The sequence below is a fragment of the Eikenella halliae genome, from assembly GCF_001648475.1.
GTDB lineage: Bacteria > Pseudomonadota > Gammaproteobacteria > Burkholderiales > Neisseriaceae > Eikenella > Eikenella halliae.
On record NZ_LXSQ01000023.1, the window covers coordinates 133,919 to 148,406 of the forward strand.

15 protein-coding genes and 1 pseudogene are annotated in these 14,488 nt (G+C 57.3%); 13 read left to right on the top strand and 3 right to left on the bottom strand.

Annotation, left to right across the window (positions count from 1 at the left end; all coding sequences use genetic code 11):
• Positions 1-8 precede the first annotated feature (8 nt).
• From A7Q00_RS10245 to A7Q00_RS10265, 5 genes are all read left to right on the top strand, one after another.
• Positions 9-266, top strand: coding sequence for a SemiSWEET family transporter (locus A7Q00_RS10245; protein WP_064090438.1), 258 nt, complete (start codon positions 9-11; stop codon positions 264-266).
• A gap of 87 nt (positions 267-353) precedes the next feature.
• Positions 354-902: a methylated-DNA--[protein]-cysteine S-methyltransferase gene (locus A7Q00_RS10250; protein WP_245637564.1), complete on the top strand. Its 549-nt coding sequence runs from the start codon at positions 354-356 to the stop codon at positions 900-902.
• 752 nt (positions 903-1,654) lie between these two features.
• A complete protein-coding gene (gene darH / locus A7Q00_RS10255) occupies positions 1,655-2,659 on the top strand; it encodes a BtrH-related acyltransferase DarH (RefSeq protein ID WP_064090439.1) in 1,005 nt (334 codons plus the stop codon).
• Positions 2,660-2,904: 245 nt separating this feature from the next.
• Complete coding sequence (locus A7Q00_RS10260) at positions 2,905-3,747, top strand: mechanosensitive ion channel family protein (protein WP_064090440.1); 843 nt, start codon at positions 2,905-2,907, stop codon at positions 3,745-3,747.
• Between the two features lie 119 nt (positions 3,748-3,866).
• Complete coding sequence (locus tag A7Q00_RS10265; RefSeq protein WP_342668435.1) at positions 3,867-4,484, top strand: DUF421 domain-containing protein; 618 nt, start codon at positions 3,867-3,869, stop codon at positions 4,482-4,484.
• A gap of 73 nt (positions 4,485-4,557) precedes the next feature.
• Here A7Q00_RS10265 and A7Q00_RS10270 read toward each other — a convergent pair whose 3' ends face one another.
• On the bottom strand, positions 4,558-5,610 hold the full coding sequence (locus A7Q00_RS10270) for a sulfate ABC transporter substrate-binding protein (RefSeq protein WP_064090442.1): 1,053 nt from the start codon (positions 5,608-5,610) through the stop codon (positions 4,558-4,560).
• Between the two features lie 600 nt (positions 5,611-6,210).
• Between A7Q00_RS10270 and A7Q00_RS10275 the strand changes: the two genes are divergently transcribed.
• On the top strand, positions 6,211-7,014 hold the full coding sequence (locus A7Q00_RS10275; RefSeq protein WP_064090443.1) for an autotransporter domain-containing protein: 804 nt from the start codon (positions 6,211-6,213) through the stop codon (positions 7,012-7,014).
• Between the two features lie 288 nt (positions 7,015-7,302).
• Here A7Q00_RS10275 and A7Q00_RS10280 read toward each other — a convergent pair whose 3' ends face one another.
• A complete protein-coding gene (locus A7Q00_RS10280; RefSeq protein ID WP_064090444.1) occupies positions 7,303-8,643 on the bottom strand; it encodes a replication-associated recombination protein A in 1,341 nt (446 codons plus the stop codon).
• A 229-nt stretch (positions 8,644-8,872) separates the two neighbouring features.
• Between A7Q00_RS10280 and A7Q00_RS10285 the strand changes: the two genes are divergently transcribed.
• The 3 genes from A7Q00_RS10285 to thrC are packed head-to-tail and all read left to right on the top strand — an operon-like array spanning position 8,873 to position 11,391.
• On the top strand, positions 8,873-9,622 hold the full coding sequence (locus A7Q00_RS10285; RefSeq protein ID WP_064090445.1) for a rhomboid family intramembrane serine protease: 750 nt from the start codon (positions 8,873-8,875) through the stop codon (positions 9,620-9,622).
• 36 nt (positions 9,623-9,658) lie between these two features.
• Positions 9,659-9,961 (top strand): hypothetical protein, encoded by a 303-nt coding sequence (locus A7Q00_RS10290; protein ID WP_064090446.1) that lies wholly within the window; start codon positions 9,659-9,661, stop codon positions 9,959-9,961.
• A 17-nt stretch (positions 9,962-9,978) separates the two neighbouring features.
• The gene (thrC, locus tag A7Q00_RS10295; RefSeq protein WP_064090447.1) at positions 9,979-11,391 is read left to right on the top strand and encodes a threonine synthase; all 1,413 of its coding nucleotides are present in this window, start codon (positions 9,979-9,981) and stop codon (positions 11,389-11,391) included.
• 182 nt (positions 11,392-11,573) lie between these two features.
• Here thrC and A7Q00_RS10300 read toward each other — a convergent pair whose 3' ends face one another.
• Positions 11,574-12,068, bottom strand: a complete 495-nt coding sequence (locus tag A7Q00_RS10300; RefSeq protein WP_064090510.1) for a TlpA family protein disulfide reductase — start codon at positions 12,066-12,068, stop codon at positions 11,574-11,576.
• A 347-nt stretch (positions 12,069-12,415) separates the two neighbouring features.
• On the opposite strand from A7Q00_RS10300, the gene arsC reads away from it, so the two are divergent.
• The 4 genes and pseudogenes from arsC to A7Q00_RS10315 all read left to right on the top strand — a co-directional run bounded on the left by arsC (position 12,416) and on the right by A7Q00_RS10315 (position 14,104).
• On the top strand, positions 12,416-12,778 hold the full coding sequence (arsC, locus tag A7Q00_RS10305) for an arsenate reductase (glutaredoxin) (RefSeq protein ID WP_064086355.1): 363 nt from the start codon (positions 12,416-12,418) through the stop codon (positions 12,776-12,778).
• Positions 12,779-12,810: 32 nt separating this feature from the next.
• Positions 12,811-13,476 carry a YdcF family protein gene (locus tag A7Q00_RS10310; RefSeq protein ID WP_064090448.1) on the top strand — a complete coding sequence of 222 codons (666 nt, stop codon included), beginning with the start codon at positions 12,811-12,813 and terminating at the stop codon, positions 13,474-13,476.
• A gap of 61 nt (positions 13,477-13,537) precedes the next feature.
• A pseudogene (locus A7Q00_RS13695) lies at positions 13,538-13,647 on the top strand (IS5/IS1182 family transposase); the annotation flags it as partial.
• 37 nt (positions 13,648-13,684) lie between these two features.
• Entirely contained in the window at positions 13,685-14,104 is a 420-nt protein-coding gene (locus A7Q00_RS10315) for a CopD family protein (RefSeq protein WP_049258947.1), read from the top strand.
• Positions 14,105-14,488 lie beyond the last annotated feature (384 nt).

Sequence of the window (14,488 nt, forward strand, 5' to 3'; positions counted from 1 at the left end):
AGATCGCAATGAACGAAAAACAAATCCGTATTTTGGCTGTGGTGGCCACCATCATGGCCGTGGGCATGTATGTGGCCTACATCCCGCAGATTGCCAATAACCTGGCCGGGCATAAAGGCAGCCCGATTCAGCCCCTGGTAGCCGCCATTAACTGCACGCTGTGGACCACCTACGGCTTGTTCAAAACCCCACGCGACATTCCCGTGGCGCTGGCTAATGCGCCCGGCATTGTGTTTGGTTTGATTGCCTTTATCACTGCTTTGTAAACCTTTTAACTTTGCAGTAGCCACGCTTTCAGGTAGCCTTTTGCCAACACGGCAGGCTACCTGAAAACATTGCAGGGTTTCTGCCCAATGCCATCCCACCCCAAGCCCATGCTCTATCTGCACGCCTTTCCCTCGCCCTTGGGCAATATCCTTGCCGCCGCCAGCGAACGCGGTCTGTGCCTGCTCGAATTTGCCGGCAGCCGGCGCATCGACGATGAATTGCGCGACCTCCAGCGCCTGCTCGGCTGCCAAACCAAACAGGGCGGAAACGAACACACCCGCCTGGTGCAAACCCAGCTGGGCGAATATTTCCAAGGCACGCGCCGCGAGTTTAGCGTGCCGCTGCATGCCCCCGGCAGCCCGTTTCAGCGGCGGGTGTGGAGTGCGTTGCAAACCATCCCCTACGGAGAAACCACCCATTATCAGGCGCTGGCCGAACAGCTCGGCAACCCTGCCGCCGTGCGTGCCGTAGCCGCTGCCAACGGTGCCAACCGCCTCTCCATCCTCATTCCCTGCCACCGCGTCATCGGCAAAGACGGCAGCCTTACCGGCTACGGCGGCGGCCTGCAGCGCAAACAATGGCTGCTCGACCACGAACAGGGCAGGCATCAGGTGCAGCCCGATTTGCTGGGCTAATAGATAGAGGCATTTCAGGTAGCCTGCCCGTGCGCTCAAGGCTACCTGAAAGAGTGAACCCAGTGGGTCTATGCCGACATTTGCAGTTTCGAACCTTTTAGCTTTTCAGGTAGCCTTTTACTATGTGCAATCTGTTCACCTTTGCGCCTCATGCCGGCGCGGGCACTCGTTTAGCTGCGTAAAAACAAGCCCTCTGCAAGAGGTCTTGTTTTAACTTCGTTAAAACAAACCCTTCTAGCGAAGGTTCGTTTTTACTCCGCAGAAACTCGTCCTCCTTCGGAGACCTCGTTTTCTTTGCTTCGCCAAAGAAAAGGAAGCAAAAGAAAGGCGACTGCGGGCACAGGTTTGGCTTCGCCAAACTTCCCTCACTCCGCGCGGTTTTTCGGGCGGGCTCGCAACTTGCGGCTTCGCCGCTTTGAGCATGCAAGCCCTTGTTCCCCGAAAAACCGCGCTCCGCTCGGCTGTGCCAGCAGACGGATGGCAAGACCAATAGGTTCAAGGGAGAGTTAACTGTATTTATAGTGAATTAAAATAAGAATGCTACAGCGTTGGCTCGCCTTGCCGTATTGCTCATACTGTCTGCGGCTCGCCGCCTTGTCCCATTCTTATTTTAATCCACTATATCTTGTTAGATGTCCAAGGCTACCTGAAGCAGTAGGTTTTATCCCGTCTTCCGTAATATAGGCTACCTGAAATTCCATCCACTTCATTTTTCACGTATCATCTGCCTCCCCGCAACCAACGCCAACGTCATGACTACCTTCACCCACCAACACACCGCCCACTGCGAAAGCGGCGTGATGTCTGCCCTTCTCACCCACCACGGCTGCGCCATGAACGAAGCCATGGTGTTCGGGCTGGCTCACGCGCTCACTTTTGTGTATTTGCCCGTGGTCAAACTCAACAGCATGCCCCTGATTTCCTACCGCATCGCCCCACGCGGCATCATCAAAAACGTTTGCCGCGCCCTCGGTGTGAAGCTGGATATGCGCAAATTCGCCCAGGCCGAGCGTGGTGCGGCTGCGCTGGATGAGGCGCTGTTGCGCGGGCAGATTGCCGGTTTGCAAACCTCTGTGTATTGGCTGCCTTATTTCCCGCCCGAAATGCGCTTTCATTTCAACGCCCACAATCTGTTGGTGTATGGCCGCGAAGGAGAGGATTATTTAATCAGCGACCCCGTGTTTGAAACGCCCCAGCGCTGCGCCGCCGCCGATTTGCAGCGCGCCCGCTTTGCCAAAGGTGCACTGGCTGGCAAGGGCCTGATGTACACGCTCGATACCGCCAGCCTGCCGACAAAGCAACAGCTGGCCGAGCGCCTGCCCGCCCTGCTGTATGCCGCCATCCGCAAAAACGCCAAACAAATGCTCGCCCCCGTGTTTTTCGTGGGCGTGCGCGGCATCCGCACCGTGGCCAAGAAAATCGAACGCCTGCCGCAAGAGCCGGAAAAATATCAAAAGCTGTGGCTCGGCCACTTGGTGCGCATGCAGGAAGAAATTGGCACCGGCGGCGCCGGTTTCCGCTATATTTATGCCTATTTTTTGGAGCAGGCCGCCGATATTTGCGCCAACCCCGCCTTGCAAACCGCCTCGCAGGAAATGACCGCCATCGGCGACCAATGGCGGCAGCTGGCCAGCCAATGCGTGAAACAATGCCGCCGCCCGAGCGAACAAGGCTGCGCCCAAATCGCCACTTTCCTGCGCGAAATCGCGGATAGGGAGGAAAAACTATGGCGGGGGCTGCTGCATATTGTGAAATAGGCTGAAAGGCTACCTGAAATTTCAGGTAGCCTTTGCAGATTGTTTTATAGTGAATTAAATTTAAACCAGTACAGCGTTGCCTCGCCTTGCCGTACTATCTGTACTGTCTTCGGCTCGTCGCCTTGTCCTGATTTAAATTTAATTCACTATATCAAACGCTGAATGGTTCACGCTAAACTATTGCTTTGATTTTCAGATTTCCTTGTTTAGCATTCTCTTTTTTTAACCACACACAGATAAACATCATGGATTTGGATATTCAACAACTCTCTTCAATTTCCGGCTGGGAACGGCTTATCGAAGTCGGCATTGCCTTCGGCACCAATCTGCTGGCCGCGCTGGCGATTTTCTTTATCGGCAGGTGGATAGCTACCCGTATCGTTATCCTGATGAAGGCCGCGCTGATTCGCGCCAGAGTGGATAAAACGTTGGTCAGCTTCCTTGGCAACGTGGCCAATGTCGGCTTGCTTATCTTGGTTATCATCGCCGCGCTGGGCAAGCTGGGCATCCCCACCACATCGGTTACCGCCTTAATCGGCGGCGCGGGCTTGGCGGTCGCCCTGTCGCTGAAAGACCAACTGTCGAACTTCGCCGCCGGCACGCTGATTATCCTGTTCCGCCCGTTCAAGGTGGGCGATTTCATCAGGGTGAACGGCTTTGAAGGCACGGTGAGCGAAATCAAAATGGTGCAGACCACATTGCACACGCCGGACAACGAAGAAGTCATCCTGCCCAACAGCGTGGTGATGAGTAACAGCATCGTCAACCGTTCTTCCAACCCGTTGTGCCGCGTGCAGGTGGTGGTGGGCGTGGATTACTCCTGCGATTTGAAAGCCGCCAAAGCCGCCGTATTGAAAGCCGCCACAGAGCATCCCCTGTGTGTGCAGACCAAAGACAGGCAGGCCGTGGCATACATCACCAACCTGGGCGACAGCGCCATCGAAATCACACTGTGGGCATGGACAAACGAAGCCGATTTGGGCGCATTCCGCTTCGGCCTGAACGAGCAGGTGGTGGAAAACCTGCGCGCCGCCAATATCAATATTCCCTTCCCGCAGCGGGATGTCCATATTATTTCTCAGGGCTGATTAAAAGTATAAAAATTTAATCGTAATCGTTGATGGCCGGGGCCTGCCCTAATGCCGGGCAGGCTGCTTCAGCCACATCGCACGATACCGTTTTGTGAGGTATATCCTATGTTTATGTCATCGTTGCAATCAAACTTATCCTGGGCCTGTTGGCCTTAGTGTTGGTTATTAATCTGACCGGTAAGGGCAATCTTGCGCCGGCTTCGGCCAGCGACCAAGTGCAAAACTATGTGCTTGGCGGGATTGTGGGCGGGGTTATCTACAACACCGATATTTCCATCCCCGTGTTTATGCTGATTTTGGCCATTTGGTTTGCGGCGGTTTTATCGCTGCGCTGGCTGAAGAAGAATAACGATTTGGTTAAGAGGTTGGTGGACGGACGGCCCGTCATGTTGATTTCGCGCGGCAAAATCGATGTGAAGGCAGCACGCAAAGTCGGCCTTTCGGCGCATGATTTGGCTTTTAAACTGCGCATGCAGGGCATTTATACGGTAAAAGACGTTAAGCAAGCCATCCTTGAGCAGGACGGGCAACTCATCATCACCTCCTTCGGCGAAGAAAACCCGAAATACCCGCTGGTTACCGACGGCAGCATCCAGCAAACCACGCTGGAAATGATCGATAAAGACGAAGAGTGGCTGCTGGCCGAGCTGAAGGCTCAGGGCATCGAAGACATCGACACGGTGTTTCTGGCCGAATACGACAGCGGTCGGATTACGGTAACGAAATATAGCTGAACAGCGGGCTTTGCCGTATAAATGAAAGGCTACCTGAAATTTCAGGTAGCCTTTCCATGCTAAAGCGGCAGGATTATTTGGCGGGGGATTTCATCAGCTGGTCGAACACGCCGCCGTCGCCGAAGTATTTGGGCATGATTTCCTTCCACGGGCCGAATACATCGGTGGGGCGGAAGGTTTCCACCGGCGGCAGGGTGTCGGCGTGGGCGGCAAGCACTTCGGGATTGGCCGGACGCAGGTAGAGGCTGGCGCCGAGCTCTTGCGCTTCTTTGCTCCACAGGTATTTCAGGTAGGCGGTGGCCGCTTCGCGCGTGCCGCGTTTGTCCACTACGCTGTCCACCACGGCCACCGGGCTTTCCATGCGCACGGAATAGGCGGGATACACGACTTCAAACTGCCCTTCGCCAAACTGTTTGGCGGCCAGCCGGGCTTCGTTTTCAAACGTTACCAGCACATCGCCGATCTGGCGCTGCACGAAGGTGGTGGTGGCCGCGCGGCCGCCGTTGTCGAACACCGGCACATTGTGCATCACCCTGCCCACGAATTCGCGCGCTTTCGCGTCGTCGCCGTTGTTGGCCTTCAGCGCGTAGCCGTAGGCACCGAGGAAGGAATAGCGGCCGTTGCCGGTGGTTTTCGGGTTGGAGATGATGACTTTGATGCCGTCTCGCGCCAAATCGTTCCAATCGCGGATGTTTTGCGGATTGCCCTTGCGCACGAGGAAGACGGTGGTGCTGGTAAACGGCACGGCGTTATCCGGCAGGCGGCTCTGCCATTCGGGCGAAACGAGGCCTTTCTCCACCAAAAGCTCGATGTCGGAGCTCTGGTTCATGGTCACCACGTCGGCCTGCAGGCCGTTGGCCACGGCCAGCGCCTGCTTGCTCGAGCCGCCGTGCGACTGTTTGATGGCGATGTCGGGATTTTGCCGGTTGAACAGCGGGTTGTATTTTTCGTAGAAATTGCGCGCCACGTCGTAGGATACGTTGGTGAGCTCAACCTTGCCCGCGGCGGGGGCGGCAGGGCCGGAGGCGGCGGATGATGCGTTGCCGCCCCCGGGCGCGCCTTCCTGCGGCGAGCAGGCAGCCAGCAGCACGGCGGCAAACAGCGGGGCGAAAGTGCGGATGTTCATGGTGGTGTTCCTTTCAATCGGATTGCAGACAGGCGCTACTCTACCCAGCGGCGGCGAAAAAGGGAAAGAATCGTTGGTTGTTTGTTTAGACGGTTTGCTTATATGGCGGGCTGTTGGTGCTTCAAACGGGCGGTTTCTATCCGCAGGTTATGGAGAAAGGCTACCTGAAAAATGTTTCAGGTAGCCTTTCTTACAGGAAAGTTTGCACGGTGTGTAGGGTGCGTGCCGCAGGCACGCACGCCATTGCCTGTTATTCCCAAGCCGCGTGCGTGTGTTCCCGCACGCACCCTGCATCTCAAAAATGAGCAGGCTACCTGAAATTCATTTTTCAGGTAGCCTTTTGCGGCAGACGGAGCGGGCTGTGCCAGTTTTGGCTGCCTTTGTTAATAAAGGCAAAACCTGCCGCTAGAATTGTAAGCCTAGGCTCGGATGATTGATAATAAGTTCGGCTGAGGCGGCAAACCGCCGCAGGCAGGTTTGCCGCCTCAGCCCCCGCTGTGCAGCCCCCGCTGTGCAGCCCCCGCTGTGCAGCCCCCGCTGTGCAGCCCTTTTTTCGGGCTTTTGCAGCATCGTTCATTTTCCAAACAAGGAGACCGAATTATGCAGAAAACCCTACTCGCCCTTGCCATTCTTTCCTTCGCCGCCGCCGCATCTGCCGCGCCCGATTCCCAAGAAACCCCGCTGCACCCGATTAAAGACGGGCGCTATACCGTTACCACCGGCTACGAGCATGGCAATACAAAAAGCGGCGATGTCAAGCAAAACAGCGATAGCTTTGTTCTACGGGGTCGTGCCGATATCCCGCTGGCGCAACGGCATGCCATCCGTGCCGAACTGGGCTATGGCCGCCGCAGTTTCGATATAAAAGCAAACGGCGTAACTTTGGTGGACGGCGGCAAAGCCGACGAGATCGACCTGTATGCGGGCTATCTGTATTCCCCGTCCGGCTTCAAGCAGGGCGGTCTGCGCGTGGGCGGCGGTTTGGGCTATACCTATGGTGGCGACAATGCCAGCAAACACCGCACAGTCCATGCCCTGAATGCCGTGGACGTTAATGCAGGCATTCTGTACCTGAAAGCACAGGCGGAATACGAGCAGGACTTGGGCGGTGGCTGGAGCATCACCCCGTGGGGGGAAGCACAGGTCAGCCTGCGTAGTCGTGCGGAAACCAAATGGTCGCAGGCTTACAACATACCCGATGAAACGCATAAAGGCAGTAGCTATGACCTAGGATTGGGTGTGGATGCGCAGAAACAATTTACCCCGAATCTGGCGCTGACCTTCGGCCCTTATTACCGCTACGAGCATTACAAAACCCATGCCCGCGACCATGCCGGCCAACATTTCAATTCGTCCACCAGCCGCACGCACGCCTTCGGCATCCGCGCCGGCCTGCGCTTTTAAACCGCCGCGCTTGTCTGCAACGCAAAGGCTGCCTGAAATTCAGGTAGCCTTTCTTCATCCGATTTGTCGGCTGCTGCTTGGGGGCGTGTAGGTGTGCGCCGCAGGCACGCACGCCGTTGCCTGTTATTCCAACCGCGTGCGTGCTTCGCACACACCCTACGCCCCACATAATGAGCAGGCTACCTGAAGTTTTAGCTTCGCAGAAACTTCGCTTCGCTACGTTTTAGCTTCGCAGAAACTTCGCTTCGCTACGTTTTAGCTTCGCAGAAACTTCGCTTCGCTACGTTTTCAGGTAGCCTTTTTGTCTTCCGGCTGTGTGGTGCTGTTTTGTGCGGCTTCGTCCAAATCTTTGAGCCAGGATAATTTTTCGGCGATTTTGGCTTCGAGGCCGCGTGGCACGGGTTGGTAGAAATCGGGCTCGGCCAGGCCTTCGGGCATATAGGTTTCGCCGGCGGCGTAGGCGTGCGGTTCGTCGTGGGCGTAGCGGTAGGCGCGGCCGTAGCCGAGCTCTTGCATGAGCTTGGTGGGGGCGTTGCGCAGGTGGGGCGGCACTTCGGCGCTGCCGTGTTGCTTCACGAATTGGCGCATTTGGTTGTAGGCGGTGTAGCCGGCGTTGGATTTGGCGGCGGCGGCCAGGTAGAGCACGGCTTGTGCGAGGGCGAGCTCGCCTTCGGGGGAGCCGAGTCGCTCGTAGGTGTGGGCGGCTTCGTTGGCGATGGTGAGGGCGCGGGGATCGGCCAGGCCGATGTCTTCCCAGGCCATGCGGACAATGCGGCGGGCGAGGTAGCGGGGGTCGGCGCCGCCGTCGAGCATGCGGCAGAGCCAGTAGAGGGCGGCATTGGGGTGGGAGCCGCGCACGGATTTGTGCAGGGCAGAGATTTGGTTGTAGAAGCTTTCGCCGCCTTTGTCGAAACGACGGATTTGGCTGCCGAGGCTGTCGGCCAGGAAATCGGCGTTGAGCCGGCTGATGCGGCGGGTGGCGGCGGCGCGCAGGAGCTGTTCGAGCAGGTTGAGCAGGCGGCGGGCGTCGCCGTCGGCGGTTTGGATGAGCAGTTTTTGCGCGTCTGCTTCGAGGCTGAAGCTGCGGTATTCGGGCAGGGCGAGCACTTTGGCGGTGAGCGCGGCGAGTTCGTCTGCGGAAAGGGCTTGCAATACGTAAACTTGGGCGCGGCTGAGCAGGGCGGGGTTGACTTCGAAGGAGGGGTTTTCGGTGGTGGCGCCGATGAAGGTGAGCAGGCCGCTTTCCACATAGGGCAGGAAGGCGTCTTGCTGGGCTTTGTTGAAGCGGTGGACTTCATCGACGAATAAAATGGTGGCGCGGCCTTGCTGGAGGGCGATTTCGGCTTTGTTGACGGCTTCGCGGATGTCTTTCACGCCGGAAAACACGGCGGATACGGGCAGGAATTGGGCGTTAAAGCTCTGCGCGAGGATGCGGGCGAGGGTGGTTTTGCCCACGCCGGGCGGCCCCCACAGCAGCATGGAGTGCGGCTGCCCGCCTTCCACGGCCACGCGCAGGGGCTTGCCCGCGCCGATTAGGTGCTGCTGGCCGACTACGTCGTCGAGCGTGTGCGGGCGCAGGCGTTCGGCCAGGGGGGCAGCGGGGGTTTGGGCGAAGAGGTCGTTGGGCATGACGGGCTACCTGAAAAGTGGTAAGGCATTGGGGCGGATTTTATAGCAAATTCTGCGCGGCGGCTTCAGGGGGAAGGGGCGGGTTGTGGTATGATGCGGCGCGATGGCTTTCAGGTAGCCTCAAGCGCATCGGCTGCGGATACTGAAAGGCTACCTGAAAGCTGTGTTTCCAATTTCCTGAAAATAGCCCGGCACGGGCTGTTTTTAACGTTTGACTGATTTTCTCCGTATGCGATTCCGTTTAGATTTTGCGGTGCTGTATGCCTTGCTGGCGCTGAATGTGCTGGTGTTTGTGCTGATGCAGCTGCCGGGTTTTGAATTTTTGCAGCTGGCCGGCCCGTTGTGGCCGCTTGAGCATCCGCGCTACCAATATTGGCAGTGGCTGAGCTATATGTTTTTGCACGCGAATTTCACGCATCTGCTGTTTAATATGGTGGTGTTGTGTTCGTTTGCGCCGATGCTGCTGCTGCGCTTCGGCCAGCGGCGCTTTTTGCTGCTGTATTTGCTGTGCGGCTTGGCCGGGGCGCTGCTTTATACGGGCTGGAACGAATACCTGATTGCCAACGGCGTGCGCAATGTGGCCGAGCAAATCGGGCTGGACGAAGCTACAGTACGCTCGGCGCTGCTCTCCGGCGGCCTGCCCAATGTGCCCGACGGCTTGGCGATGGCGTTTTATACCCACCTGCTGGGCGCATCGGGCGCGGTGTTCGGTGTGCTCGCGGCGTTTGCGCTGTGCTTCCCGGATGCGCCGCTCACGGTGATGTTTTTGCCGATGCGGATTAAGGCGAAATATTTGGTGCCGGTGGCGGTGGGGTATGAGCTGTTTGCACAGTTCGGCGGGGTATCGCTGTTTGGCGACAACATCGCGCATCTGGCGCACGTGGGCGGCGCGGTGTGTGGCGCACTATTAGCCTGGTATTGGCTCAGCCGCCGCGAGCCGGTGTCGTTTACCGATTCCGGCGCTTCGGATTTCAGGTAGCCTGCCGGTCACTCTTTAATAAAGGGGGAGGTAAGAATGTTTGACGATAGTGTCCTGTTCGGCGTGCTGTTTGCCCTCAGCTTTACCACCAATGCCGTTTACCTGGTGTTTGCTGTCCGGCTGATGCGGGCGGAAGGCTGGATAAACGGACTGCTTGATTTATTTTTCCCCAGTGATTCCACTGTCGCTTTTACCAGAAAGTTGTTTGCCGCCCTGCTGGGCAGGCAGCCTGTGCAGCATCCCGGGCTGCTGGCCAAAACGCGCATCGCCTTTTGCTTGGCAATGGCGCTGATGCTGCTGCTGTTTTTATTCCCTTTATTTATTAACCTGCCATCGTAATCCGAAAGAATCCAACCATGAAATACATCAGCACGCGCGGGCAAACCGCGCCCAAATCTTTCAGCGAAGTTTTGCTTATGGGCCTCGCGCCCGACGGCGGCCTGATGCTGCCGGAGCGTTATCCGCAGGTGGATGCGGCCACGCTGCAACGCTGGCGAGATTTGAGCTACGCCGAATTGGCGTTTGAAATCATGAGCCTGTTTATCGACGATATTCCGGCAGCCGATTTGCGCCACCTGGCGGGCAACACCTACACCGAAGCCGTGTTCGGCACGCGTGAAATCACCCCGGTGCGCACCCTCGCCGACGGCATCAAAATCCAAGCCCTGTCCAACGGCCCCACGCTGGCCTTCAAAGACATGGCCATGCAGTTTCTCGGCCATGCCTTCGAATATGTGCTGGCGCGGGAAGGCAAATGCCTGAACATCATCGGCGCCACCAGCGGCGACACCGGTTCTGCCGCCGAATATGCCTTGCGCGGCAAGGCCGGCATTCATGTGTTTATGCTGTCGCCGCATGGCAAAATGAGCGCTTTCCAGCGGGCGCAAATGTATAGCCTGGCCGATGCCAACATCCACAATATCGCCATCGAAGGCATGTTTGACGACTGCCAAGATATTGTGAAAGCGCTGCAAAACGATGCCGCCTTCAAGCAGCAATACAGCATCGGCACGGTAAACTCCATCAACTGGGGGCGCATCGTGGCGCAGGTGGTGTATTACTTTGCCGGCTATTTCCGTGCTACCGCAAGCAATAGCGAAGAAGTGAGCTTCTGCGTGCCCAGCGGTAATTTCGGCAACATTTGCGCCGGGCACATCGCCAAACAGATGGGTCTGCCCATCCGCCGCCTGATGGTGGCCACCAACGAAAACGATGTGTTGGACGAGTTCTTCCGTACCGGCCGCTACCGCCCGCGCAGCGCAGCTAAAACCTACGTTACCTCCAGCCCGTCGATGGATATTTCCAAAGCCTCCAATTTCGAGCGTTTTGTGTTTGATTTATTGGGGAGGGACAGCGTTCAGGTAGCCTCTTTGTGGCAGCAGGTAGCCTCGGGTGAAGGCTTCGATTTATCCGCCGAGTTGCCGCGCATCCGCGACACCTTCGGCTTTGTGTCCGGCTCCAGCCGCCACGCCGACCGCCTCGCCACCATCCGCGCCGTGCAAGCCAGCGACGGCGAATGGCTCGACCCGCACACCGTCGACGGCGTGAAAGTGGCGCGCGAATTGCGCGAGGCAGGCGAAACCGTCGTTTGCCTGGAAACTGCGCTGGCGGCCAAGTTTGCCGACACCATCAGCGAAGCCGCCGGGCATGAGGTGCACCCGCCGCGCCCCGCCGCACTGGCTGGGCTGGAAAACCTGCTGCAACACGTTACCGTGCTGCCCAACAGCGCGGCCGCAGTGAAAAGCTTGATTGAGCAGGCCTTGGCTTAATTGGTTGGCAATAAACAGGCTATAGTGGATTAACAAAAATCAGGACAAGGCGACGAGCCGCAGACAGTACAGATAGTACGGCAAGGTGAGGCAACGCTGTACCGGTTTAAATTTAATTCACTATAAAAAGGCTACCTGAAAAAATTCAGGTAGCCTTCATACCATTCGTTCTATCAAACGCTTCAGCCCGCGCGGCATTTCGCCGCCGCTTCGGCCACTGCCCGGGTGAGCTGTTGCGGCGATACTTCGCCCAGCAGGGTTTTGCGGTAGTTGCCGCAGGCCGGGGCGCGGATGATGGTGAAGGGCAGGGCGCCGGTTGGGTTGCCTAGGCCGCGCATCCAGGCGGTGCTGTCATTGCCGGTGTAGCGCAGAATCGGGTAGCGCACCGGCACGCTTTGCAAAAAGCGGCTCACATCGGCAGGCTTATCCAGCGCCACGCCCGCCATCTCCACGCGCACGCCGCGCCGTTGCCGTTTTTCGGCGGCATACCATTGCGAAAGCGCCGGCATCTCGCGCCGGCACGGCACGCACCATGTCGCCCACACGTTCACCACCTGCACCCGCTTCTGTGCGCCGGTATCGAGCGAAGCAGGGCGGTTGTCCGCATGGTTTACCAAATCCGCCGCATACAGCGGGGCAGCGGCCAGCAGGGTGGCCAATCCAACATATTTTTTCAAAACAGGCTTCCAAATTGTGAAAACAAGGGCGTTTATTGTACGATATAGCGGCTTGGAATAGAAACGGCTGATGGCCGATGCGGTTATTTCTTCCGACAGGGCAGGCTGGTTTTGCCATGCTTTATGTGCCGTCTGCGGCTGCATCGCCGCTTTGGATTTTTATAGTGAATTAAATTTAAACCAGTACAGCGTTGGCTCGCCTTGCCGTACTATTTGTACTGTCTGCGGCTCGCCGCCTTGTCCTGATTTAAATTTAATCCACTATATTAGCCAGCTATCATGGCATCAGCTATTTTGGCTGCCAAGCCGCTGTTTAAACAAACCATCATTTCCCCGCGAGCATCCCCATGAGCGAAACCGTTTTGCTGTATCACAACCCGAATTGTTCCAAATCCCGCGCCGCCCTGGAGTGGCTGCAACAGCAGCCGGGCGTGGCCGTACAAACGCTGGATTACCGTGCCAACCCGCCTTCCGAAGCCGATTTGCGCAGCTTGTTGCAACAGCTCGGCAGCCCAGATGTGCGCAACATCATGCGTACCGGCGATGCGGCTTATGCAGAGCTGGGTTTGGACAAGCTGGAGTTGAGTCAAGACGAGCTGATTGCCGCGCTGCACCAACATCCGGTGTTGCTGCAACGCCCGATTGCGGTATACCGCCAACGCGCCGCCATCGGTCGGCCGCTGGAAAACATTATCGCCTTGTTCGATTAACTGATTGAGTTGTCATCATATGTGAGACCACCATGCTGGCCATATTCCGCGGTTCCCTGTTGCGCCAAGTTTGGCGGGGCATCAAGCTCTGCCTGCTGGTGTTGCTGGTGCAGGCCGCATGGTGCACTTGGCTGGTGTACAGCTACAGCACGCGCACTGCTTCCCGGCGGGCAGATGCGGCGGTGGTCTTGGGCGCGGCGGCCTGGGGCAAAAACCCTTCGCCCGTGTTCCGCGAGCGCATCAACCACGGCATCACGCTCTACCGCAGCAATCGGGTGGGCAAGCTGATTTTCACCGGCGGCACGCCCAAGGCGGGCTATATGACCGAAGCCGAAGTGGCCCGCCGCTATGCCCGCAGCCACGGCGTGCCGAATAAAGACATCCTGCTGGAAACCACCTCGCGCGACACAGAGCAGAATTTGGAGAATACCAAAACTTTAATGTATAACAACGGCTTGGAAAGCGTGGTTATCATCAGCGACCCCTACCACCTCGCCCGCGCCGCCGCCGTGGCCGATTATGTGGGGCTGGATTACCAAACCGAGCCCACGCCCACCAGCCGCTACAGCGGGCAGAGTCGCGCCAAATTCATGGCCAGCGAAGTGCTGTCGCTGATGGCCTTTCAGTGGTGGCGGCTGAGCGAAACCGTCGCCGCCTATGGGCGTGATTACCTGCTTTCAAGGCAAGCGGGGCAGTAGTGCAACACGCCGTTGCCCTGCCGCCATCATTTGCCTGCGGGCGGGAGGCGTAAAGTGGTAACAGTATAGTGGATTAAATTTAAATCAGGACAAGGCGGCGAGCCGCAGACAGTACACACGTTACGGCAAGGCGAGACAACGCTGTACTGGTTTAAATTTAATTCACTATATTTCCCTTATTCAGTTCACATTATTTTCAGGTAGCCCTATGTATTTGCTGTTCAAACTGCTGCATATTTTCTTTATTATTTCGTGGTTTGCCGGCTTGTTTTACCTGCCGCGCATCTATGTGAACCTGGCCATGGTGCCGACAGGCAGCACGGAATACCGCCAGCTTCTGGGCATGGCGCAGCGCCTGTTTAAATTCATGACGCCGCTGGGCATCGGCGCGGTGCTGTTCGGGCTGCTGATTCCGTTTTTCACCGGCTGGTGGGGGCAGGGCTGGGTGCACACCAAAATCACGCTGGCCGTTATCCTCGCGGGCTACCATTTCTACTGCTACCGCCTACTTATCGATTTCCAAGAGCGGCGCAACCGCTATTCGCACCGCTGGTTTCGCGTGTTCAACGAGATTCCGGTGCTGGTTATGGCGGCGGCGCTGTATTTGGTGGTGTATAAGCCGTTTTAGTGCGGATACGGATTTTCAGGTAGCCTTTCCAAAGCGGGAGGCTACCTGAAAATTTTTGTTATGACGGCAGGTGATGCCCATTGCGGTTGCAGGCAACTTTTTTGATGGGCAGGGCGGGGAAGGGCGCTTTGGTTTCAGGTAGCCTTGCAGGCTGATGGCCGAAATGCTGCGTGCCCCGCCTTGCCGTATGTGCATACTGCCCGCAGCCAGCCGCGTTACCCGGTTTTCGTTCATCCGCTATTCGGATTGGATAAAAGGCTACCTGAAAAAGGCAGCCTTCTTCATTTTTCAGGTAGCCCTGTGTTTTGAAGCTGCCCGAACCCTCTCCCAAGCTTTCCCTTGGCTGCCGGTCAGCCCTCTCGCCCTTATAACAGCATACAAAAC

What these genes read in the sequence shown, in the direction of transcription:
- A7Q00_RS10245 (WP_064090438.1), top strand. Translation starts at nt 9, where the DNA reads ATGAACGAAAAACAAATCCGTATTTTGGCTGTGGTGGCCACCATCATG.
- A7Q00_RS10250 (WP_245637564.1), top strand. Translation starts at nt 354, where the DNA reads ATGCCATCCCACCCCAAGCCCATGCTCTATCTGCACGCCTTTCCCTCG.
- darH (WP_064090439.1), top strand. Translation starts at nt 1,655, where the DNA reads ATGACTACCTTCACCCACCAACACACCGCCCACTGCGAAAGCGGCGTG.
- A7Q00_RS10260 (WP_064090440.1), top strand. Translation starts at nt 2,905, where the DNA reads ATGGATTTGGATATTCAACAACTCTCTTCAATTTCCGGCTGGGAACGG.
- A7Q00_RS10270 (WP_064090442.1), bottom strand. Translation starts at nt 5,610, where the DNA reads ATGAACATCCGCACTTTCGCCCCGCTGTTTGCCGCCGTGCTGCTGGCT.
- A7Q00_RS10275 (WP_064090443.1), top strand. Translation starts at nt 6,211, where the DNA reads ATGCAGAAAACCCTACTCGCCCTTGCCATTCTTTCCTTCGCCGCCGCC.
- A7Q00_RS10280 (WP_064090444.1), bottom strand. Translation starts at nt 8,643, where the DNA reads ATGCCCAACGACCTCTTCGCCCAAACCCCCGCTGCCCCCCTGGCCGAA.
- A7Q00_RS10285 (WP_064090445.1), top strand. Translation starts at nt 8,873, where the DNA reads ATGCGATTCCGTTTAGATTTTGCGGTGCTGTATGCCTTGCTGGCGCTG.
- A7Q00_RS10290 (WP_064090446.1), top strand. Translation starts at nt 9,659, where the DNA reads ATGTTTGACGATAGTGTCCTGTTCGGCGTGCTGTTTGCCCTCAGCTTT.
- thrC (WP_064090447.1), top strand. Translation starts at nt 9,979, where the DNA reads ATGAAATACATCAGCACGCGCGGGCAAACCGCGCCCAAATCTTTCAGC.
- arsC (WP_064086355.1), top strand. Translation starts at nt 12,416, where the DNA reads ATGAGCGAAACCGTTTTGCTGTATCACAACCCGAATTGTTCCAAATCC.
- A7Q00_RS10310 (WP_064090448.1), top strand. Translation starts at nt 12,811, where the DNA reads ATGCTGGCCATATTCCGCGGTTCCCTGTTGCGCCAAGTTTGGCGGGGC.
- A7Q00_RS10315 (WP_049258947.1), top strand. Translation starts at nt 13,685, where the DNA reads ATGTATTTGCTGTTCAAACTGCTGCATATTTTCTTTATTATTTCGTGG.